The organism is Paraburkholderia sp. BGA-UO-ETr-F12 (genome assembly GCF_059567945.1).
In genome coordinates this window covers 24848-45874 of record NZ_JCAQOZ010000052.1, presented here as the reverse complement: position 1 = coordinate 45874, position 21027 = coordinate 24848, and the positions used below count along the sequence as shown (strand labels likewise).

18 protein-coding genes are annotated in these 21027 nt (G+C 60.7%); 11 read left to right on the top strand and 7 right to left on the bottom strand.

Annotated features, from left to right (window positions below):
* Window positions 1–7 precede the first annotated feature (7 nt).
* Window positions 8–1051 carry a ParB/RepB/Spo0J family partition protein gene (locus tag AC57B6_RS23720; protein ID WP_028195982.1) on the top strand — a complete coding sequence of 348 codons (1044 nt, stop codon included), beginning with the start codon at window positions 8–10 and terminating at the stop codon, window positions 1049–1051.
* A gap of 74 nt (window positions 1052–1125) precedes the next feature.
* Here AC57B6_RS23720 and AC57B6_RS23715 read toward each other — a convergent pair whose 3' ends face one another.
* Window positions 1126–2472 (bottom strand): replication initiation protein, encoded by a 1347-nt coding sequence (locus tag AC57B6_RS23715; protein ID WP_028195983.1) that lies wholly within the window; start codon window positions 2470–2472, stop codon window positions 1126–1128.
* 1954 nt (window positions 2473–4426) lie between these two features.
* Between AC57B6_RS23715 and AC57B6_RS23710 the strand changes: the two genes are divergently transcribed.
* Complete coding sequence (locus tag AC57B6_RS23710; RefSeq protein WP_281664083.1) at window positions 4427–5632, top strand: DNA-binding protein; 1206 nt, start codon at window positions 4427–4429, stop codon at window positions 5630–5632.
* 88 nt (window positions 5633–5720) lie between these two features.
* On the opposite strand, the gene AC57B6_RS23705 is transcribed toward AC57B6_RS23710, so the two are convergent.
* The 3 genes from AC57B6_RS23705 to AC57B6_RS23695 form a co-directional block, all read right to left on the bottom strand.
* On the bottom strand, window positions 5721–6788 hold the full coding sequence (locus AC57B6_RS23705; RefSeq protein WP_496422215.1) for a tyrosine-type recombinase/integrase: 1068 nt from the start codon (window positions 6786–6788) through the stop codon (window positions 5721–5723).
* A 64-nt stretch (window positions 6789–6852) separates the two neighbouring features.
* The gene (locus AC57B6_RS23700; RefSeq protein WP_025496523.1) at window positions 6853–7251 is read right to left on the bottom strand and encodes a DUF2471 family protein; all 399 of its coding nucleotides are present in this window, start codon (window positions 7249–7251) and stop codon (window positions 6853–6855) included.
* A gap of 105 nt (window positions 7252–7356) precedes the next feature.
* A complete protein-coding gene (locus tag AC57B6_RS23695; RefSeq protein WP_025496522.1) occupies window positions 7357–7983 on the bottom strand; it encodes a helix-turn-helix domain-containing protein in 627 nt (208 codons plus the stop codon).
* A 174-nt stretch (window positions 7984–8157) separates the two neighbouring features.
* Here AC57B6_RS23695 and AC57B6_RS23690 point away from each other — a divergent pair, with 174 nt between their 5' ends.
* Together AC57B6_RS23690 and tdh are read left to right on the top strand one after the other, a co-directional pair.
* On the top strand, window positions 8158–9357 hold the full coding sequence (locus tag AC57B6_RS23690; RefSeq protein ID WP_496422214.1) for a glycine C-acetyltransferase: 1200 nt from the start codon (window positions 8158–8160) through the stop codon (window positions 9355–9357).
* Window positions 9358–9370: 13 nt separating this feature from the next.
* Window positions 9371–10402 (top strand): L-threonine 3-dehydrogenase, encoded by a 1032-nt coding sequence (gene tdh, locus AC57B6_RS23685; protein ID WP_028195988.1) that lies wholly within the window; start codon window positions 9371–9373, stop codon window positions 10400–10402.
* Between the two features lie 81 nt (window positions 10403–10483).
* On the opposite strand, the gene AC57B6_RS23680 is transcribed toward tdh, so the two are convergent.
* A complete protein-coding gene (locus AC57B6_RS23680) occupies window positions 10484–11134 on the bottom strand; it encodes a YceI family protein (protein ID WP_028195989.1) in 651 nt (216 codons plus the stop codon).
* 109 nt (window positions 11135–11243) lie between these two features.
* On the opposite strand from AC57B6_RS23680, the gene AC57B6_RS23675 reads away from it, so the two are divergent.
* The 3 genes from AC57B6_RS23675 to AC57B6_RS23665 all read left to right on the top strand — a co-directional run bounded on the left by AC57B6_RS23675 (window position 11244) and on the right by AC57B6_RS23665 (window position 13179).
* Window positions 11244–11948, top strand: a complete 705-nt coding sequence (locus AC57B6_RS23675; protein WP_496422213.1) for a TetR/AcrR family transcriptional regulator — start codon at window positions 11244–11246, stop codon at window positions 11946–11948.
* Between the two features lie 9 nt (window positions 11949–11957).
* Window positions 11958–12437 carry a nuclear transport factor 2 family protein gene (locus AC57B6_RS23670; protein ID WP_025496743.1) on the top strand — a complete coding sequence of 160 codons (480 nt, stop codon included), beginning with the start codon at window positions 11958–11960 and terminating at the stop codon, window positions 12435–12437.
* Window positions 12438–12660: 223 nt separating this feature from the next.
* A complete protein-coding gene (locus tag AC57B6_RS23665; RefSeq protein ID WP_030102308.1) occupies window positions 12661–13179 on the top strand; it encodes a hypothetical protein in 519 nt (172 codons plus the stop codon).
* A gap of 201 nt (window positions 13180–13380) precedes the next feature.
* On the opposite strand, the gene AC57B6_RS23660 is transcribed toward AC57B6_RS23665, so the two are convergent.
* Together AC57B6_RS23660 and AC57B6_RS23655 are read right to left on the bottom strand one after the other, a co-directional pair.
* Window positions 13381–14202, bottom strand: a complete 822-nt coding sequence (locus AC57B6_RS23660; RefSeq protein WP_496422212.1) for a LytR/AlgR family response regulator transcription factor — start codon at window positions 14200–14202, stop codon at window positions 13381–13383.
* Entirely contained in the window at window positions 14199–15248 is a 1050-nt protein-coding gene (locus AC57B6_RS23655; RefSeq protein WP_081833022.1) for a sensor histidine kinase, read from the bottom strand. Before AC57B6_RS23655 ends, AC57B6_RS23660 begins: the two co-directional genes overlap by 4 nt.
* 501 nt (window positions 15249–15749) lie before the next feature.
* Here AC57B6_RS23655 and AC57B6_RS23650 point away from each other — a divergent pair.
* From AC57B6_RS23650 to AC57B6_RS23635, 4 genes are all read left to right on the top strand, one after another.
* The gene (locus tag AC57B6_RS23650) at window positions 15750–16100 is read left to right on the top strand and encodes a DUF4148 domain-containing protein (protein WP_496422211.1); all 351 of its coding nucleotides are present in this window, start codon (window positions 15750–15752) and stop codon (window positions 16098–16100) included.
* Window positions 16101–16193: 93 nt separating this feature from the next.
* Window positions 16194–17003, top strand: coding sequence for an alpha/beta fold hydrolase (locus AC57B6_RS23645; protein WP_106352285.1), 810 nt, complete (start codon window positions 16194–16196; stop codon window positions 17001–17003).
* Window positions 17004–17678: 675 nt separating this feature from the next.
* A complete protein-coding gene (locus tag AC57B6_RS23640; protein WP_046572072.1) occupies window positions 17679–18374 on the top strand; it encodes a DNA alkylation repair protein in 696 nt (231 codons plus the stop codon).
* Window positions 18375–18590: 216 nt separating this feature from the next.
* Window positions 18591–20981: an ATP-binding protein gene (locus tag AC57B6_RS23635; RefSeq protein WP_106352283.1), complete on the top strand. Its 2391-nt coding sequence runs from the start codon at window positions 18591–18593 to the stop codon at window positions 20979–20981.
* Window positions 20982–21027: the final 46 nt, after the last annotated feature.

Genomic DNA, 21027 nt, shown 5'->3' with positions numbered 1-21027 from the left:
ACCCTGAATGAAACCCTCCCAATTCGCCAAAGGCTTTCAAGCACGTCCTGATACGACCAGCAGCGAAAAGCGAACCGCCCTCGACCGCCTGAATGCGATCGACGACATGGTCAAGACTGGTGATGTGCCGAGCCGCACCATCCAGCCGATGACGCCGCAGGATGTCGCAGAAGTCGACGCTGCCGATACCGCCAACGAGTCAGCAGCCTATCGCGCGTGGCGGATCGAGCACGCATACCGTCCGGGCCAGGTCATCGAGTTAGCGCTCAAAACGATCAAACCTAGCCCGTTCAACCCGCGCCATTTCTATCTGAAATCGTCGATCGCGGAGCTTGCTGTCAATCTGGCAAAGCAGGGACAGCAGCAGGCCATTCACGTCATTCCCGACTACGACAATCCCGGCACCTACTTCGTCAGCGACGGCGGCCGGCGTGTCCGGGCGCTCAAGGAAGCGAACAAGGAATCGGTGAAGGCAATCGTGATCGATCTGCCGATCGGCCTCGAAAGCTACAAGCTCGGCTATGACCTCAACGTCCAGCGCGACTCACAGACGGTGTTCGACAACGCGGTCGTCTGGAAACGCTTCCTCGACGACCGGCATTTCCAGAGCCAGAAGGAGCTTGCCGAACATCTTGGCCTGGACGAATCGACCGTCGCCGTGGCGCTGTCGATTGCAAAGCTGCCCGAGGCGGTAATGCATGAGATGGTCGCGAGGCCTGACCGCTTTGGTTCGAACATGGCGTATCAGGTGGGCCGCTATCACACTGCCCGCGGCGCCGATGCCACGCTACGCCTGATCAACAAAATCCTCTCGGACGACCTGAGCACGCGACAAGTCGCGGACATCGTAAAGGGCAGAGCAAGCGCACAGGAAAGTACCAAGCCGGCGGGGCGTCAGCGGTACGCGCAGCGTCTGGAAATCAAGCTTGGAGGAGTTGCTGTCGGCGACCTGAAATCGTATGGCGATGATCGAATCGAACTGCGCCTGAAGGGTCTTACGCGTGAAAAGCGTGACGACATTCTTCGTCAGATTGAGAAGATGCTGAAGTAGCAGAGCGAAAATTTTCCGCGGGGACAAAAACGGCGGCGCACGAAAGTGCGCCGCCGTTTCTCTTGATGACCGGATTACGCCGCGCGCGATTGGCTCAGCGTGAAGGCGAGCAGATCGCCATCAGTGGGTTCGCCCCACGTTTTGCGAGCCAGCCAATCGAAGAACGCCGTTTCGACGATCTTCGAATCCAGCCCACGACGGCGCCAGTCGTCCCGCATATGAGTGCCGAGACCCGGCAACTCGTCGTCCTCAAATGACTTCCGGGCGATCTCCCGCTCGGACTCACCTTGCTCCTCGTAGAGCTCCCGCGCTTCCTTGCGGCGAACCGCCGAGTACTCGCCAAGCAGACGCGCTTTCAAGTCGTCTGCCGGCGCGGCCACTGCGGCCTTGCCGCCAGCGGACGGCAGCGCCTCGACCGGCGGTGCATAGCCCTTCTTCAACGCGTCCTTGAACAGAGCCGGTGCACTGCGCACAGGCGGCAAAGACGTGCTGCGCATGCGTTGCTCGGTCATCTGCAGCGCCGCGCGAATCCGGTTTTCTTCGCTGTCGGCATACAGCGTTTGCGCTTCTTTCAACGGAATGCCGATCTTCACCATTCGGTCGACTAGGGTGCTGTCAAACACATTCGGGTGCTCGTCGAGTGCAAGCATCGGCTGCTTGCGCTCGGTCACGCGGAACTGGATCTCGGCGACCCGCCGCCCTTCCCGGTGTTCGATCAATTCGACAAAGATGTTGGTGACCGCATTCACTTCGGCGATGGCGGGGCGCAAGTAATCGCGTTTGAAGTACTTGTACTCGCGCTTGGCCTCGTCGCCGGCTTCGGTATCGGGGGTGCCGGAGAGGATAGGGCGCCACCATTCCCATGTCTCGCGCATCGTCAGATGGCTCGGGTTAGTCAGGTAGCGAACGCAAATTTCGTAAAGGGCGAGACCCGCGCTACTGCGCAACTGGCTCTGGAACTGCAGACTCAGTCGCGCGTATTGAACCGGATCGAGCAGCTTTTTCTTGATCTTGGGGGCGAACGAAAACTCCACCCAGACGCGGCGAGTAGTGGGATCCTCAAGAATTTCCGCGTCGGCAATCAGCGTGGAGATACCCCACTTCCGGCCCGGCTTCTGGCTGGACGTGCCCGTGCTCCATTCGACCTGCACCGACACCATGCGGCGCAAGTGCTCCTTGACGAGTGCCGTGTCGTTCGAATCGAAGGCCGAATTGGCGACGATGTCGGACAGCAAGGCCCGATAAGTGTCACCAGACTCGTCAGCTTGTTGAGCGACCGCAAGCAGAACGTTGAACAGCTTGCGGGTGAGGAGCGTGATCTTGCCGCTTTTGGGCTGGATAGCGATCGCCTCAACGGCCTTGCGTAATTCGGCCGAGCTCGGGCTGACTACATCTGTCTTCTTCGCGCGCTTCGTGGCCATGCGTCTGGTCGAGGAGGGATTTGGCGAGAGCATACCGGCTGTGGTGATACACGTCTATAGCATGGGTCTCACCATTCCCGGTGAAGTGAGCTTACGAGGCGCGACTCACCTCGAGCAACTCCCGAAAACTCTCACCTCACTCGTTTCGCACCAGGTTCAGGGCATCCTTACAGGTCACGGCATCCCGAAATACCGACCGATTTCCGTCCGTCGCGAACGGCAGCTATCTGATCCCGAATCTTCTCACCTCAAAAAAATTCTCTTGAATTTTGGTTATGCACACGCTACGGGCGGGGCGCTCTCGCATCGAACCAATGACACGAACGCGCTCCAGTCGATTCCGGCTGAGAGGCGAGGGGAGGGCCCAGCAGGCGTACGGAGCGGCCTGTCCACATGTGCGTTGCAACGCAGCCCACCGGTATCCATGTCTGTCGAACGCGATCATCGAGCCTTCGGCGCGCGGAGATACGTACCTCAATCGCCACACGTCAATCTGGATCAACCAGTTGCCCTACTGAACAGACAGACCGACAGCGCCTGGCAACGCAGGCGCGATATCCGGGACGAGGCAAATGCCCCCGAAAAAGCTCACCTTAACCTGCGTCGAGCGCTCGAAACGACGCGGCCTCCAGACCTGGAGACCTAAAAAAGCACCGATAAGTGGTCCCGAAAAACCTCACCCATGAGCCGGAAGGAGGTTTGCCGGGCCCCAAAAACAGTCCCCCGAAAAACCTCACCTTTGCGCAGCGCACAAAAAATATTCAATGATTTCATTAAGTTATAAGGCAGCGGCGCGTCGGGCATCCCGAGCACGCTCCCGTATATCCTCACCTTCAGCTGCATTTCAACGAAATTCGGCGCTTCCGGCCTCAGTAGGAAGGGCCCCGAAAAACCTCACCTTAGGAATTCAGCAGCTGCAAAATCGAAACTACTCCGACAGCGTCCGTAGGGCTTTTCCGGCCTGTTACAGCGATTTCGATCCTGTATTTCCTCACCTTAGCAATCTCCAGTGCCCCAAAAGCCTCCCGAAAAACCTCACCTTTGGCGCAAAACAGGTCATTTGATGAACCTGGGATCGCGCCGATCCCGGACTCCCGAATTCGCTCACCTTTGTCTGGCACCGACCGAGACCCTCTTCGGCACAGCCGGAGAAATTTCCGTCGAAATCGGGCTCAGCTCCTGAAAACCCTCACCTTAAGCGTCGGTATGCACAAAATTGAGGCAAAAATGAAGCCTTGGTCCCGGAAAGCCTCACCTTCGGTTCTCATTTTCTCCCGTCTTGTCTCACCAATAAGGTTTACGAGGTCGAAATAAGGGCAAAAAATAGAATCCACGGGAGTCCCGAAAGCGCTCACCTTTAGGGTATCCGCGCCTACCGCCGACTTTTGAGTAATGCCGGGCGATCCCGACCGCTCAGGTCCCGCAAAATCTCACCTTTCGCCGAGCCGCCCTTTTGGGGTGGCTCCTGAACCCGCTCACGTTCTGTCCCGCACCCGCTCACCGAGGCCCCCGAACCTCATCACTCAACGCTCCCGCAAGACCTCACCACCTCTCCCGCAAAGCTTCACCTTACCGGGCTGAAACACCCGCCAGATAAGGGTTTGCCATGGCGTTAACGTTTTTAACATGGGTTCAAGGGTGTTTACTTTTATTACTCTCTAGAATTTCCCCCGCGTGTCCTTCGGACAAGACCTTGCCACCCGTCAGCCGCCATCATGCGGCCGTGAAACAGTGCGCGATCAGAAAGAAACTACTGAAATCGCTTTATTTACAACGGCTTATTGGCTAATCTTCGTTTTGTTTCACGGAAAAACCAAGCTTGCCTCAATCGCTTCGTCTATCAGCAACCCGAGAACAGTCCAATCAGACAAATAACGCTCACTACAAACAAATGCGTAGCAAACGCTACGTAAATTGTTATGATTCATCCAATTTGAGCGATATCGAGGTACCCATGAATCTGGACCAGGAGCGTCAGGCAATCCGTGACGAGCTTGAATCGTTGAGGGCAAGCGGGGCGCGACGGCAGGAACTGTCGCTGCACGCCTGCAAGCGACTTTTTTTCGATTTGGGGATCCGGCCGTCCATGGCCGCGGTTCGTGACTTGACCCAAACAGGCAGCGCCAGCGACATCCCCAAGGATATCGATCACTTCTGGGAACGCATCAGAACGGTGTCGCGCGTAAAAGTCGGTGCCGGTGCGATCCCGAAAGCACTGGAAGACCGCGCTGGAGAATTATTGGGTGCGCTCTTTGAAGAAGCCGTCGCCCAGGCTCGTTCGACCCTTGATGCCGAACGCCAGGAAATTCAGGCACAAATTACCGCAGCTGACCAACGCCTGCGGGAAGCCGAAATTCGCCGCGACGTGTCGGAAGAAGCGATCAGGCGCAGCGAGTTGAGGGCCGAAGCCGCATGGGAACGGGTCCGAGCACTCGAAACCGAGCTTTCCAGCACTGCGACGCATGGGGCCGCTCACCAGGAAGGCCTGCTCGCAACGGTGCGCCGGCTCGATAGCGAAAACGAAACGCTGCGTCAGCGCCTCGAAACAGAGCAGACGACCAACGCTACGCTCCGCGACCGAATCGATGCTCTGCATGTCGAATTGCGGCAAAGCACCGAGCACTATGCCCAACAGATAAAAGATGCTGTCGCCGAAGCTGAGCGGCGAGTGAAGCCGATGCTGGTTGAGCTCGATTCGCTGCGCAGCATGGCGGCGACCTATCAGTCAGGGGTGCGTGAAGCCAGTCGCAAGGAATTTGAGTTTATCCAGCAGATTGCCGCCGCCAAGGCACGCGGCGACCGGCTCGACGCGCAACTGCGCGAGCAATCGGACGAAGTGGATGCTTTGACAAAAGAAATCGCCCTGCTGCGCGGCCAACAGGGTATCGACCCGGCGATCGCCGCTCTGTTGTGTGCGTTAGTCGAAGCAGGGAGGCTCACGCCAGACGAACTGACCGCGATCGGCACGGCAGCGGACGGTCATGTCACGCTGCCGCTGCGCTGCCCCAAATGTGAGGAAGGTGAGCCCGAGCTATCTCAAGTGGATCACCGCTTCGAACTGCAATGTCCGGAGTGCGATCACTCGTCGGGGCTTGGCGAATCAAGGCTGGAAGCGGTTAGCCGGTTTTTGTCGAGCGGCTCGATTACTGCGTCGGCATGACGGTTCGGCGCGATCGTCATAGCGGCGAAATCGCTAAAGGTGAGGAAATTCGGGACCTCAAAGGTGAGTATCTGCAGGACTCGCTGGATCACCCTTTTCTCGTCAAACGCCCGTCGCGCCGAGGTGTGGGCAATGGCGGAGCGGCGGGATCCGGTTCATCTACAACGGGCGAATCCTGTTGATCCATCCATCGTTGCCACGCCCGGTATAGACGGTTGGCGGACACTGCCTGTACAAATCCCAGCCACTGCCCGACCAGTTCCGCTTCGACCCCGCTCTCGAATAGATCTGCGGCAAAAGTGTTGCGCAAGGTTTGCGGACTCGCTCGTGATGTTCGCGACGCGGCAATGCCTGCTGCGTCGATCAACGCGTCGACTGCACGCAGCATGGTTGCCTTGTGCATTGGCCGTCCCGAAGGTGAAGCGGGAAAGACCAGATTGCCCGCCAATTCGGAAAGGCGCCGTTCAGCAAGCCACGAGTCGAGAACGGCCGCCGCGAAAGGCGTGAGCCGGGTACGCCGTGTCAGCATTGGATTCGCGGACTCGATCGTGACCCATGGCGAGCCCGCACTCACGCAACTAACTGTAAGCGCCGCGGCCTCGCCTGTCTTTAGTCCGCCACCTAGAAACACCGCGATCAGCGCGCGATCACGCCGCTCTCTCCAGCGCTGCGCCATGGATAAGGCAGGCAAGGGCGAAAACAGGTGAGCAATGAGCGCGGCACGTTCGGCGTGGTTGAGAAAACCCGTCGGCTCGTTGTCGCGTGCATTGCGCCATGCTGCTTCGCCATCCTGAGCAATGAAACGAGCGGGATTGGTCGATGCGGATTCGATTTCCCGAACATGGTCCAGTACCCGTTCAATGAGCCGCAGATATCTGACACGTTGCGGTTTTCTGATCGCAAGGCCGCCCACGAATTCAGCGATCGTTTGCGTATCGACCGTGACCAGACTTTTCTTGCGAACGGCAAGCCAGTCGAGAAAAAGTCCCCACTGAGCTTGATAGACTTCAGCGGAAGAGCGCCTGAAATGCTGCTTGGCAAGCCAGGCGTCGAAGGCGATCTGGGGATCGCGGCGCCAGTCTTCACGTTCACGATCGAAGAGATCGGTTGACGGCGCAGGGCGCGGAACCGGGTCGGACAGATGAGGAGGTGACATACGCTATCTTTCCGTTAGTTGCGCATATTGTAGGTGGCAACTGATGAAAGTGCAGCGTTTAAAGTCAGTCGCCCCACGCCCGCGCGTGTTTTAGCGGAGCGTCTTTAGACTCAGGTTGCACGGCGCGGCGTGCTGCCTCTTCATAGGCCGAGACGGCGAACGCAAATACCGCCGGCAATGCGGTGGAGGTGCCGAAGTCCACCGCTTCGTCTGTTTCCGGGTAGGGCAACTCGGAGGGCCGCTGGAACAGGCCGAGCATGATGGCGTCGTGCCGGCTGGCAAACCCGAGGTCCGCCAGGGCTTCAGCTTCGATTGCATGGAGCAGGCGCCACGAGAGCGGCACCTGCTGGACGATATAGCGCGCAGCGATGTTGCGCACGATGTGTTCAAGATCGCGCGCCGCGGTTTGATAGCGCAGCGCGGCCAGAGCATGCTCGGCTTGGTCGGTCGTCAGGTCGTTCATTATCGGCTCCAGTCGATACCCTGTACTGTACAAATATACAGTGTCTCGTGCAACCTCAGCCGAACGGATAATTCCGCCAAAAGCCCGCTACGGTGCGCCTGTCGGTCAGCCGTGAATCACCACCAGCAATGCTTTCGCCTCGCCTTTCCCGGCGTTGCGGATCGCATGGGGTTCGTCGGCGACATAGCGCGCGGTATCCGCGGCCTTGAGCCGTTTCGTCGTGCTCGCCGCTTCAATGTCGATGGATCCCTGCAGCACCGTCAGATGCTCACGCGTGCCGGGTTCGTGCGCGTTCGACACCAGCGCCCCGCCCGGCTGCAGCGTCAGTTCGTACCACTCGAACTTGCCGGCCAACTCGATCGGTCCCCAGACACGCAACTGATACTTGGCTTCGTGCCCACTCAAAGTCGGGATGTCGTGCGGACCGGAGACCGCGATCGCCTCCGGCGCCTTTTGCGGCGCGAACAGCGAATCGAGACTGACACCGAGCGCATTCGTCAGACGCCACGCGACCGCAATCGTCGGATTGGCCTTGTCGCGTTCGATTTCCGAGAGCATCGATTTCGACACGCCGGCCGCGCGCGACAGGTCGTCGAGCGTCATGCGCCGTTCGGCGCGCAGACGCTGAATCTGTTCGCCGACACGAGGCGGCGCTGCGATCGCCGGGACCGCGCCCGCGCTCGAAGGAGGGGCCGTGTTGGCTGCTGCACGGCGGTTTCCCGAACTTGCCATTTACTGACCTATCGTTTAGAGTTGTTCGACATACCGGATTTTAGTTCGGAAAAACGAAAATATCCGATAAAACTGACAGCCGACTATAACAGCCCGCCTCGACGTCGAACATGCCGCAGATACCAGCAGATGCCTGACGTGTCGGAGCGCACCACCCTTTCAGGAGTCTGGTTCATGCGTGACCTTTACTTCGCCCATCTGCGCGGCACGCTCGAGCAGATCCGCGCTGACGGTTTTTACAAGAACGAGCGCGTGATTGCCAGCCCGCAATCGGCCGACGTGCGTCTCGCGAACGGCACGGACGTGCTGAATTTCTGCGCGAACAACTATCTCGGTCTGGCCAACGATGCGCGGCTGATCGAGGCCGCCAAGCTTGGCCTCGATCACGACGGCTTTGGCATGGCGTCGGTGCGTTTCATTTGCGGCACGCAAACCGTGCACAAAGACCTCGAAAAAGCGCTGGCCGCCTTCCTGCAAACCGACGACTGCATCCTCTACTCCAGTTGTTTCGACGCGAACGGCGGTCTGTTCGAAACGCTGCTCGACGAAAACGACGCCATCATCAGCGACGAACTGAATCACGCGAGCATCATCGACGGTGTGCGTCTCTCGAAGGCGAAGCGCTTTCGCTACAAGAACAACGACCTCGCCGATCTCGAAGCCAGGCTCAAAGAAGCCGATGCGGCCGGCGCGCGCTTCAAGCTGATCGCTACCGACGGCGTGTTCTCGATGGACGGCATCATCGCCGACCTCGGCGGCATCTGCGATCTGGCCGACCGCTATGGCGCCCTGGTCATGGTCGACGATTCCCACGCGGTTGGTTTCGTCGGCGAACATGGGCGCGGCACGCCGGAACATTGCGGAGTGCTTTCGCGCGTCGACATCATTACCGGCACGCTTGGCAAAGCACTGGGTGGCGCATCGGGTGGCTACGTCGCCGCGCGTCAGGAGATTGTCGATCTGCTTCGTCAGCGCTCGCGCCCTTACCTGTTCTCGAACACGCTAACGCCGAGCATTGCCGCCGCATCGCTGAAAGTACTCGAATTGCTCGCCAGCGAAGAAGGCGCGCAACTGCGTGCGCGCGTGCGTGAAAACGGCGCGCGTTTCCGCCACGCGATGAGCGCGCTCGGCTTCACGCTCGTGCCCGGTGAACACCCGATCATCCCGGTCATGTTGGGCGACGCGCAACTTGCATCGAACATGGCTGATGCGTTGCTGAAGGAAGGGGTGTACGTGATCGGCTTCTCGTTCCCCGTCGTACCCAAGGGTCGTGCGCGAATCCGCACGCAAATGAGCGCCGCGCACACGCCGGAGCAAATCGATCGAGCCGTCGACGCGTTCGCGCGTGTCGGCCGTCAACTCGGCGTCATCTGAAGCGGAGGCGCACATGAAGGCATTGGCAAAACTCGAACGCGCACCGGGCCTCACGCTGACGGATGTGAAGAAGCCCGAAGTCGGTCACAACGATGTGATGATTCGCATCACGCGCACCGCGATCTGCGGCACGGACATTCACATCTGGAAATGGGACGACTGGGCGCAAAAGACGATTCCGGTGCCGATGCATGTCGGCCACGAATACGTCGGCGAAATCGTCGAAATGGGTCAGGAAGTGCGCGGCTTTGCGATCGGCGATCGCGTGTCGGGCGAAGGGCATATCACTTGCGGCTTCTGCCGCAACTGCCGTGCAGGACGCCGCCATCTATGCCGCAATACGGTAGGCGTCGGCGTGAATCGTGAAGGCGCGTTCGCCGAATACCTCGTGATTCCCGCGTTCAACGCATTCAAGATTCCGCCTGAAATCTCCGACGATCTCGCCGCGATCTTCGATCCGTTCGGCAATGCCACGCACACGGCGCTGTCGTTCAACCTCGTGGGTGAAGACGTGCTGATCACCGGCGCCGGGCCGATCGGCATCATGGCGGTGGCGATTGCGAAACACGTCGGCGCACGCAATGTGGTGATTACCGACGTCAACGACTATCGGCTCGAACTCGCGCGCAAGATGGGCGCGACGCGTGCGGTGAACGTCTCGCGCGAATCGTTGCGCGACGTGATGGCGGACCTGCACATGGCCGAAGGCTTCGACGTGGGGCTGGAAATGTCCGGTGTGCCGAGCGCGTTCACCAGCATGCTCGAAGCGATGAACCATGGCGGCAAGATCGCGCTGCTCGGCATTCCGCCCGCGCAGACCGCGATCGACTGGACCCAGGTTATTTTCAAGGGCCTCGAAATCAAGGGCATTTATGGGCGCGAGATGTTCGAGACCTGGTACAAGATGGTCGCGATGCTGCAAAGCGGTTTGGACCTGTCGCCGATCCTCACGCACCACTTCAAGGTCGACGATTATCAGGAAGCATTTGCCACGATGCTCTCAGGTGAGAGCGGCAAGGTGATTCTCGACTGGACGGCCGCGTGAGATAAAAAACGGCGCGCTCGATAGCAGCCAGCGAAGCGAACCCACGCCAACGAAAGCGAAAACGAAACGCCCGCACCGCGCTCAAGCGCCTGCGGGCGTTTTTACGAACTCGGCCTGAACGCGCACATGAATATCGTCGCCCACAGCCGGGTACCACGTCGCCAGACCGAACTTCGCGCGGCTGAAATTGCCGTCCGCGGAAAATCCGAGCGTGTCCTTTTTCGTCAGTGGATCGGGCGCGAAACCGTTGAAGGTCACGTCGAGCGTCACCGGTTGCGTGACGCCGTGAATCGTCAGATCGCCAGTCAACGTGCCGCGTGATTCGCCGGTGCGCTCAAAGCGCGTGCTGGTGAAGCGTACCTCCGGATAACGCGACACGTCGAGCATGCTCGCGCTTTTCACCATCTTGTCGAGGAGCGGCACGTTCGTGTCGATGCTCGCGGCGTCGATCGTGATTGTCGCGCTACTCCGGTCCAGGCCGCCTTCGTTCCAGTCGAGTTGGCCCTGCTTACGGTCGAAGCGCATGGTAAAGCGCGAATATTTGAAGTGGTCGATGTCGAAGGTAATGCTGGTGTGATCCGGGTCCAGCTCGTAATGTCCGGGAGGCACGCGCGTCTCGTTCTGGCTTACCGTGTGGGTGAGCACGCGCACAGGCGTGCAGGCCACTGCCGTCAGCAGCGTGGTGCTGAGCAGTGCGGGTAAAAACATCGCGCGAAGGGTAGAGCGATTCATGAGATTCGTTCCAGTGGATCGATCGTCAATACGATAGCAGCAAGCGTACCCAATCCGCCAAAGCGCACAAAAACTTGACGAAGGAGAATGATCGTTCTACCCTTCGCACATGGCTACTCAAAACCCAACTGAATCGGCTGCGCCGGGAAGCGCGCGCGAAAGGCTGCTCGACACGGCGGAGGCGTTGATTTACGCCGGCGGCATCCACGCTACGGGCGTCGATGCGATCGTCAAACAGTCCGGCACTGCGCGCAAAAGTTTCTACACGCATTTCGAATCGAAAGATGCACTGGTCGTCGCCGCACTGGAGCGGCGCGATGAGCGCTGGATGAACTGGTTTATCGCGGGCACGCTGAAACATGGCAAGACCGCACGCAAACACCTGCTCGGCATGTTCGACGTGCTGCGCGAATGGTTTGCGTCGGAGGATTTTCATGGCTGCGCGTTTCTGAACGCCGCCGGTGAAATTGCCTCCGCGGACGACCCGATCCGGATCGTCGCGCGCAAACACAAGGAACGCCTGCTCGCCTTCGTGCGAAGCCAGTGCGACGAATACGCCGCCGAATCGGGTATGGACGCTCGCGGCGCCGCGCGCTTGTCGCGCCAATGGCTGATCCTGCTCGACGGCGCGATCGCCGTGGCGCTGGTGAGCGGCGAGGCCGACGCCGCGCTCGACGCGCGAACGGCCGCAGAAGCCCTGCTCGATACCCGGTCCGCCTGCGAACCGAAGCCGCTCGCGGGTCAATCCGCGGGTCAATCCGCGATTAAGTCTCCACGCAAACGAGCGCCATCCCGGCGCGCTGCAACTGAATGAGGAGCCACCATGGCCAACCCGATCGAAACCCGCCCACCCCTCCCGCCGTTCACACGCGAAACCGCGATCCAGAAGGTGCGCGCCGCGGAAGACGGCTGGAATACGCGTGACCCCGAGCGCGTGTCGCTCGCGTACACCCCCGACAGCGTCTGGCGCAATCGCGCCGAATTCACGCATGGCCGCGCGGAGATCGTCGGATTATTGCGCCGCAAATGGGCGAGGGAACTCGACTACCGCCTGATCAAGGAACTCTGGGCATTCACGGATAACCGCATCGCCGTGCGCTTTGCCTACGAATGGCACGACGATTCGAATAACTGGTTCCGTTCATATGGCAACGAGAATTGGGAGTTCGATGAACACGGGCTGATGGCGCGCCGTCATGCCAGCATCAATGATCTGCCGATCCGCGAGGCCGACCGTCTCTATCATTGGCCGCTCGGCCGCCGTCCCGACGACCATCCTGGCCTGTCCGACCTCGGCCTCTAGACCCTCCTCCAACATTGAAGGTGAACATCCGCCGGCTGTTCACCGCTCTGCCATCGGTTGTCCGTTATGGTTGCATCTGCACCGTGCGGCACGTGCTGTGCCCGCGTGTCTGAGCGTGTCCTCCACATCGCCCGTGCGGGTTGAGGTACAGTGCGCGACGGACGGCAAGCGGAAATAACCAGAACGTAGATGACACCGGCGCTCGATCGGTGGCGGAGAACCCATGCATTTTCGGCAGATCAGGAAGAACATTCGGCGTACCGCCGTAGCGCTCGTTGCCAGCATGGCGGCGGCGTCAGCGGCGCATGCGGGCAACTGGTGCGAGGGCGGCGTATGGGTCGACGCGATGCTCGGTTCGTATCACATCAATCCGGACCCCAATACCCATTTCGAGCAGTTCAATCCGGGCCTTGGCGTCGAATGCTGGCTCAACAATCAATGGGCGCTGACCGCCGGCGGCTTTCGCAACTCGCTGCGACGGCCCTCGTATTACGGCGGTGGCGTCTGGGCGCCCGAGTTTGCGCACTGGGGCATCGTGCGGATCGCGGCAATAGGCGGGATCATCTCGGGCTATAACTACGGCAACTGGGGCTTGGGTCGCGATCACACGATCGGACCGGTGGTCGCGCCGATCGTGATGGTGGAATACAAGCGCGTCGGCGCCAACTTCATTGTGATTCCACCGATTCCCTCGGACAATCTTCCGTTCACGATCGGGTTCCAGGTGAAGGTGAAGTTCTGATTCGCTACACGTGACGACCAAGGTCGTTGGCGGAGTTGTCGGCGGATTTGGTGAGCTGCATGTCCATGAAGTCTTGCCGCTTGAATACGCGCGATGAAACGCGAGGCGGCAAAGACCGCGACAGACGACCCTGCGGCCGCTTTCGCGTTGTAAACGGCGCTGAATTCACGGCGAATGAGCCGCCCAGGTGGGCAGTGCGGCTCACATGCCGCGAAACCGGTCCGCATATAGCCGGCTGACCACCAGACGCGCCGGATGCCCGCGCAAGCTCAGCGTAAGCTTGCCGGTTTCGTCGCGTTGCGCGCCGGCGATCGCATCGCAACGCACCACCGAACCGCGATGAATCTGCCAGAACTGCTGCGCGTCCAGTCGCTGCAGCAGATCTTTCAGCGACGCGCGGATCAGATGCTCGTGGTTCGCCGTGACCACCCGCACGTATTTGTCGGCGGCTTCGAAGAAGATCACTTCGTCGATCGGCACCATCGTAATCGTGTTGCCCGCGCTCGCCTGAATGATGCGCAGCGGCGTGCGTTCCGCCGCCGCCTGGCCGCTTTCGATCCCCACCCCTGCCAGCAATTCGCGCATCTGTTCGACCATCACCCCGAGAGAGCCTGGCGCGTCACGTTCCGCCGCACGTTCCGCGAGGCGCGCCTTGAGCCGCCCACAGGTCTGGTCGAGTCGCGCGGCTTCCACGGGTTTGAGCACGTAGTCGAAGGCGGCGCGCTCGAAAGCTTGCACCGCGTATTGATCGTAGGCGGTGACGAACACGATCAGGGGGAACGGCTTGCTGTCGTCCGGCCATTCCTCGGCCAACGCCTGCGCGCATTCGAGTCCGCTCATGCCCGGCATGCGAATGTCGAGAAACAGCACGTCGGGCCGCAGACGCAGCGCTTCGTCCGTGGCGCTTTGGCCGTCGCCGACTATCGCGACGATCTCCAGGTCCGGCCACAAACCGAACAGTTCGGCTTGCAGACTGGCGGCGAGCAGGGCTTCGTCTTCCGCGATCAGGGCGGTCGTCTTCATTGTGCATGACTCCTCGAATAGGGCAGCGTAACCACGGCAAGCGTGCCGTCTTCGTCGTTGAGCGCGGGTCGCAGCGCGAGTGTGCCGGCCTCGCCGTACAGCGTGGCGAGGCGCTCGCGCACCTGTTGCAGCCCGAAGCGCGCCCCGTGTTGCGCTTCGGCGTCGAGGCCGACGCCTGTGTCGCGCACCGTCAACACCAGTTGCGCGGCTTCGCGCTGCGCGCTCACCACGACGCGTCCGCCGCTGACCTTCGGTTCGAGGCCGTGACGTATCGCGTTTTCCACCAGCGGTTGCAGCAATAAAGGCGGCACCTCGCAGCTCGCGAGTTCGTCCGGTAACTCGAGCTGTATTTTCAGGCGCGGCCCCATGCGGATTTGCATCAACGCGAGGTAATCGGCAATTCGCGCGAATTCCGTCGACAGCGGTTGTGAGCCCGCACGCGACGCCGCGAGCGTGGCGCGCAGAAACGCGATCAGATGGTCGAGCATGCCCTGCGCGCGTTGTGGATCGTGGCCGATCAGCACGCGCAGATTGGCGAGCGTGTTGAAGAGCATGTGGGGTTCGAGTTGCGACTCCAGCAACTTCAACTGACTCTCCGCCGCCGTGCGCTGCGCGGTTTCCGCGCGCAGTTCGATCTCGGCCATGCGGTTGCGCGCGTAGAACACGTATGTCAGAAATCCGGCCGGCACCAGCGCGACCGAGAGACTCATTGTCACCATACGGGCGTCGTGCGCGATCGTGATCGGCATATAGCGCACGCCGAGCAGCAGATCGCCGATTCGAACGCCGACAAAGTAGCCGATCACCACGCTCACGATCATCCACGGCAGCATCCAGCGCCAGCCTGGCCAGTTCTGCGCGAGGCGCAGGTGGCCGGGCTCGCGCTGCGGCGAGCGCTGCGCGAGCAACTGGGCGATGAAATAGCGCCCGCTGACGATCAGACTCTGCGTGATCGCCACGACGAACGCCGCATAGACCAGGTCCTGCGTGAACGACTCGCGGTACAGCACGCTATAGAGAAGCGCGCAGCCGACTGTCGTCAACATGTAAATCTGCAGGGCCCGCCAGAAAGACGGGGGCAGGGGCAGTGCGGAGCGTGGCATGACGGATTCCGGGGACAGGTCGCGAAGATTGTAGGTTGCTCGTGCGATGGTGCGCCTCATGCGCCTGCCGCATCAAGTGGCAGGCGACGAAACGCGGGCACGCGGCGCGACATGCAGGCTCTGCGGCGCGAAATGAAAAGCCCCTTCGGCGCATGCGAAGGCCCGGAGAAATCGTAGCGTTGGGCAACGCGGCGCTCTTGCCTGGTCTTCATGCCGGCCGGCCACAGCTGCCAGCCACCGGGCGCATCCGTGCCGCGATTCATTTCGCGTCGTCGTGAAGACGCTTCACGACAGCCATCGGCGTTCCGTCGCACGCCGGTGGCGGCGCGCGGCCCCGGCCACGAAGATGGGCATCACCGGAACACAACACAGCCGGTGAACTGAAACCGGAAGCGCGCTACACACGCCGCTCAACTTTCTCTCTTGACAAAGGATCTTTCAATCATGACGACCATTCTTCGCCGCGCCGCTCTTGTTGCCGCCATCCTCGCTGTCCCGACTCTCGGCTTCGCCCAGACGAATACCGGCCTGACCCGTGCCCAGGTGCGCGCCGATCTGGTTCGTGTCGAACAGGCCGGCTACACGCCGGGCGCCGGCGACGCGATCGACTACCCCGCCAACATTCAGGCAGCCGAAGCGAAGATCAGCGCGCAGAAACAGCTGGCGCAACAGTCGTACGGCGGCGTGCCGATGCGCGGCACCTCGGCCGCCGGTGGCGGCAGCAGCAGCCACGCCGGCATGGAGTCGACCTGCGTCGGCCCGGTCAGCTATTGCAATCTGTTCTTCCGTAGCTGAGCCCATGACAGGGAGCCCTTGCCCGGCCAAACGTTTCGAGCCGCAAGGGCTGACCAACGTCGAAATTCCCACTCATTACGAACTGGAGTCCCTATGAAAATGCTTCCCCATGTCGCTTCCGTGCTGTCCCTCAGCGCCTGCCTGTTTGCTTCGACCGGCGCGATGGCGCAGGATACGTCCGCCGCTCCCGCTGCTAACGGCAACGGCCCGGTGAAGAACATCGTGCTGGTGCACGGCGCCTGGGTCGACGGCTCGGGCTGGCGGCCGGTGTACGACATTCTGTCGAAAGACGGCTATCACGTGAGCATCGTGCAGGAACCGCTCACCTCGCTGAATGACGACGTCGCCGCCACCCGCCGTGTGATCGATACGCAGGACGGCCCGACCATTCTCGTCGCCCACAGTTACGGCGGCTCGGTGATCACCGAGGCGGGCGTGGACGCGAAAGTCGCGGGACTCGTATATGTGGCGGCGCATGCGCCTGCGGTCGGCGAGGACGAAGCGGACCTGGGCAAGGGCATGCCGAGCTATACCTCGAAGCAGCCTGGCGCGATCGAAAAGACCAGCGACGGCTATACGTATCTGAACCCTGCCGTATTTCCGCAGGACTTCGCCGCCGATCTGCCGCTCAAGACCGCGCAGTTCGAATCGCATGCGCAGATCCTGACTGCGGCCCAGGTGTTTTCGGCGCCGATGACGGTCGCCGCCTGGACCACGAAGCCGAGCTGGGCAATCGTCGCCGGCGACGACAAGATCATCAATCCCGACCTCGAACGCTGGTACTACGCGCGAGCCCATAGCCATACCACGGTCATTCCGGGTGCCAGCCACTCAGTGTACGAATCGCAGCCCCAGAAGGTGGCGGCGGTGATCGAGGACGCAGCGCGGCATGCGCAGCAGTAACAGACCGGCCAGCTCCGGGGCGGCACGCCGCTCGCACCGCGCGTACCGGAGCTGTCTTCCGTGAAGCCGCAAAGGTGAGCGGTTCCAGGATGGTGAGGAATTCCAGGAGATGGCGTCATCGTGTTGAATGGTGAGGAACGCTAGGAAATTTAGTCACTTTGCACAAAGGTGAGGTGTTCCAGGAGACGTCGCGCCTCGACGAAAGGTGAGGCGTTCCACCGTGCATACCTTCACGTCGGCGAGAGGTGAGACGTTCCAGGAGGTGTGGCCAACTCCGTCAAAGGTGAGCTGTCCCAGGAGTAGAACTGCACCGCGGAAGCAAGAAAGCACGTCAAGGTGAGACGTTCCAGGAGATCGCCCGCAAAAGGTGAGCGATTCCAGGAGGTGAGCAATTTCCGTGTTGAACGCGCACCAGTCATAAGGTGAGGATTCCCAGGAGGTCTTCGTTAAGGCCATTTACTGCCCCGCATTGGAACATTGAGCGTTGAGCATTCAGCACATAGCACCCGATCGGGCTGGAAGCCAGAAACCATAGGTGAGAAGATTCGGGAGCGCGTGCGGTGAGAATAGTGCTACCTGTGCGCGCACTTTGAACTCAAAGGTGAGAAGATTCGGGAGGCCTGCCCCGAACGCAGCTACCTTCGAATCACCTCCATTCAGGGAGCACTTTCCTCGATGACGCCCCGCGCTTTTGGCAAGGAAATCAAGGCGGCACTCGCGCCGCACGCCGACGCTGAGCGCGCGCTTGCGATGCGCGCCTATATGCGTGACCACTTCAAGTTTATCGGTGTGCCGACACCGCTGCGGCGACAAGCGGTATTGCCGGTATTCAAGCGCTTGCCTGTGGACAATGCCGATCATCTGCTGGCATGCGTGAATGTCTTATGGTCGATGCCGGAACGCGAATTCCAGTATGTCGCGTCCGACCTGTTGGCGCGCAAATGGAAGATGCTTGCAGTGGCCGACATCGCCCACTTGCTGGCGCTCGCTCAGCGGAGCGCCTGGTGGGATTCGATCGATCCGCTGGCGGGTGTGGTCGGCGACGTTCTGAAAGCGGCGCGAATCCATACGCCGGGTGTGCAGGCCGAGATGGATGCGGCGCTCCTGCACGAGTCGCTATGGGTCCGGCGCATCGCGATGATTCACCAGCTCGGCTGGCGCGAGCATACCGACGAAGAGCGTCTTTTCGGCTACGCGCGTTCGTTGGCTGCGGAAAGCGACTTCTTCATCCGTAAGGCAATCGGTTGGGCGTTGAGGGATTACGCGTGGCATGAGCCTGAAGCGGTACGCGCCTTTCTCTCCGCTTCCAAAGACATCATGTCGCCGCTTACTCTACGTGAGGCGTCGAAAAATCTGTCACCGATCCGCTGACATGCCGGGCGCAAAGCATCCCCAGTTAACGGCACTCAAATCAAAAACTTTAGAAAAATATTTATACCCCCGAGCGCCCGCAAAAACCGTGTAGTCATCGCTTAGTAACATGTGCGAGCAATACTCGGCAGCGCTGCAATCTTCAGTCAAATTCGCAAAAAAACGCGCCGCTCCTATCGAGGGCTGACGCGAAGGCCATACCCTCGGGGGTTTCACATGACTATCCGTCATCGCATCACGCTATTGGTTATCTTGATGTTCGTCGCTTTATCCGCGATCGGCGGCTACGCGGTGTATCAGACGCGCGGCAGCGCAGCCGAAGTGCGCAAGGTGACCGAAGGCGTCGTGCCCAGCGCGCTCGCTTCCGCTGACCTCGTCTCGCAAGTCAAAGACGTCCAACTCGCGACCATGACCCTCGTCTACGCGCCGGACGCCAACATGGTCAGCCAGGCTCAAGACGAACTGAAGAAGAAAAAGACCGCGTTGCAACAGGCCCTCGCACTGCAGGCCAAAGACGCCGCGAGCCATGCCCAGCAAGGTCTCGTTTCACAGGCCAACGAGAGTCTCGAAAACTACTTCTCCGCGATTGCCGAGACGGCGAAAATGAAGGCCGACGGCAAGAACGAACTCGCGCAAGCGTATCTGTTCGCCAACGTGGCGCAGTATCGCGACGAACTCGAAGGCATCGTCGAAACGTTGCGCGTCGAGAAGAACCGCCAGAAAGACGAGGCGATCACCGCGCTGAACGCCACGCTTTCCACCACGACGACGGCGATCGCCGCTGTCACCGGTATCGCGATTATTCTGCTGACCTTCATCGGCACGCTGCTCTACCGTCAGATCACCCGTCCGCTCAGCCGCATGCAGGCGATGATGAGCGAGATCGCGTCGAGCCAGGATTTCACGCGCCGCGTGCCGGTGGGCCGGCTGGATGAGATCGGCCATTCGATCGTTGCCTTCAACGGCATGATCGAAAAGATCCAGGAAAGCTCGGCGCAACTCAAGCAGAAGACCGCCGACATTCAGGCGATGTTGCAGAACATGCAGCAAGGTATCTTGACCGTGGTCGACGGCGCCGTGATCCACTCGGAGTATTCGGCGTACCTGGAAGACATCTTCGAAACGAAAGACATTGCCGGGCGTGGTCTGATGGACCTGGTGTTCTCGGATACCGATCTCGGCTCGGACGTGCTCTCGCAAATCGATGCGGCGGCGCACGCGTGCCTCGGCGAAGACTGCATCAACTTCGCGTTCAATCAGCATTTGCTAGTGGGCGAAATTTCGAAGCGCATGGCCGACGGCCGCGTGAAGATTCTCGACCTGAGTTGGTCGGCGATTACCGACGAAAACGACATCATCGTGCGGTTGATGCTGTGCGTGCGCGACGTCACCGAACTGCGCAAGCTCGCCGCGGAAGCCAGCGAACAGCGCCGCCGTCTCGACATGATCGGCGAGATTCTCGCGGTAAGCGAAGAGAAGTTCCATCATTTCATCGAAAGCTCCGCTGGCTTCATCAGCGAGAACGAGCGCATTATCCGCAAGCATTCGGAAGCCGATCACGCAGCGATCGCCGAACTGTTCCGCAACATGCACACCATCAAGGGCAACGCGCGTACCTACAACCTGGCGCACCTGACGAACGTCGTTCACGAAACCGAGCAGAGTTACCACGAACTGCGCCAACCCGATGCGGATCGCTCATGGGATCAAGACCTCCTGATGCAGGAGCTGACTCGCGTGCGCGAGGCGATCGAAAGCTACGCGCGGATCAACGAGCAGAGCCTCGGCCGCAAGGCCAAAGCCGGCGCGAACAATGCCGGCCACGCCGGCCGCTATGTGATGGTCGAGAAAGAGCAGATTCAGCAGACCCTGAGCATGCTGGACAAGACCAACGCCGGCGATCTCCACGAATTGCAGTCGATGCGCAACGCAATGCGCCAGACCTTGAGCGCGCTCGGCAGCGAAAGTGTGCGCGACGCGCTATCCGGCGTGCTGGATTCACTGCCTTCGCTCGCGCAGGAACTCGGCAAGCCGGCGCCGACGGTGCGCATCGATGACAACGGCTACCGTCTGCGCGGCCAGACGGGCGGCACGCTGAGCAACGTATTCATGCATCTGCTGCGCAACTCGATGGACCACGGTATCGAAACCGCCGAGGCACGCAGCGCGCAGGGCAAGACGCCGGCCGGCACGATCGATATCGAAGTGGGTGTGGATAGCGGCGCGCTGCAGATCACGCTCAGCGACGACGGCCGGGGCCTCGCGCTCGAGCGGATTCGCGGCATTGCGGTGGAGCGCGGCTGGGTCGGCAGCGACGAACAGTTGAGCGACGAAGCGATCGCGGAATTCATTTTCCGGCCGGGTTTCTCGACCGCGGCAACGGTCACGGAAGTGTCGGGCCGTGGCGTGGGGATGGACGCTGTGCGCGATTTCCTCAAGCGCGAGAACGGCCGCATCGAACTGCGCTTCACCGACGATCACAAGGGCGCATCGTTCCGTCAGTTCCAGACGATCGTCTGTCTGCCGGATAGCGTCGCCGTCGACACGCTGGGGGAGCAGGCGCGTGGCGACGCCGGCCAACTGCGGGTCGGTGCGATGGTGGATTGAACGTTGAGCGAACGCGGATCGACGCGCGTTTCGCGACGGACTTCGG

What these genes read in the sequence shown, in the direction of transcription:
- AC57B6_RS23640 (WP_046572072.1), top strand. Translation starts at nt 17,679, where the DNA reads ATGACGCCCCGCGCTTTTGGCAAGGAAATCAAGGCGGCACTCGCGCCG.
- AC57B6_RS23680 (WP_028195989.1), bottom strand. Translation starts at nt 11,134, where the DNA reads ATGAATCGCTCTACCCTTCGCGCGATGTTTTTACCCGCACTGCTCAGC.
- AC57B6_RS23700 (WP_025496523.1), bottom strand. Translation starts at nt 7,251, where the DNA reads ATGAACGACCTGACGACCGACCAAGCCGAGCATGCTCTGGCCGCGCTG.
- AC57B6_RS23690 (WP_496422214.1), top strand. Translation starts at nt 8,158, where the DNA reads ATGCGTGACCTTTACTTCGCCCATCTGCGCGGCACGCTCGAGCAGATC.
- tdh (WP_028195988.1), top strand. Translation starts at nt 9,371, where the DNA reads ATGAAGGCATTGGCAAAACTCGAACGCGCACCGGGCCTCACGCTGACG.
- AC57B6_RS23715 (WP_028195983.1), bottom strand. Translation starts at nt 2,472, where the DNA reads ATGGCCACGAAGCGCGCGAAGAAGACAGATGTAGTCAGCCCGAGCTCG.
- AC57B6_RS23720 (WP_028195982.1), top strand. Translation starts at nt 8, where the DNA reads ATGAAACCCTCCCAATTCGCCAAAGGCTTTCAAGCACGTCCTGATACG.
- AC57B6_RS23635 (WP_106352283.1), top strand. Translation starts at nt 18,591, where the DNA reads ATGACTATCCGTCATCGCATCACGCTATTGGTTATCTTGATGTTCGTC.
- AC57B6_RS23650 (WP_496422211.1), top strand. Translation starts at nt 15,750, where the DNA reads ATGACGACCATTCTTCGCCGCGCCGCTCTTGTTGCCGCCATCCTCGCT.
- AC57B6_RS23695 (WP_025496522.1), bottom strand. Translation starts at nt 7,983, where the DNA reads ATGGCAAGTTCGGGAAACCGCCGTGCAGCAGCCAACACGGCCCCTCCT.
- AC57B6_RS23670 (WP_025496743.1), top strand. Translation starts at nt 11,958, where the DNA reads ATGGCCAACCCGATCGAAACCCGCCCACCCCTCCCGCCGTTCACACGC.
- AC57B6_RS23645 (WP_106352285.1), top strand. Translation starts at nt 16,194, where the DNA reads ATGAAAATGCTTCCCCATGTCGCTTCCGTGCTGTCCCTCAGCGCCTGC.
- AC57B6_RS23660 (WP_496422212.1), bottom strand. Translation starts at nt 14,202, where the DNA reads ATGAAGACGACCGCCCTGATCGCGGAAGACGAAGCCCTGCTCGCCGCC.
- AC57B6_RS23705 (WP_496422215.1), bottom strand. Translation starts at nt 6,788, where the DNA reads ATGTCACCTCCTCATCTGTCCGACCCGGTTCCGCGCCCTGCGCCGTCA.
- AC57B6_RS23710 (WP_281664083.1), top strand. Translation starts at nt 4,427, where the DNA reads ATGAATCTGGACCAGGAGCGTCAGGCAATCCGTGACGAGCTTGAATCG.
- AC57B6_RS23655 (WP_081833022.1), bottom strand. Translation starts at nt 15,248, where the DNA reads ATGTTGACGACAGTCGGCTGCGCGCTTCTCTATAGCGTGCTGTACCGC.
- AC57B6_RS23665 (WP_030102308.1), top strand. Translation starts at nt 12,661, where the DNA reads ATGCATTTTCGGCAGATCAGGAAGAACATTCGGCGTACCGCCGTAGCG.
- AC57B6_RS23675 (WP_496422213.1), top strand. Translation starts at nt 11,244, where the DNA reads ATGGCTACTCAAAACCCAACTGAATCGGCTGCGCCGGGAAGCGCGCGC.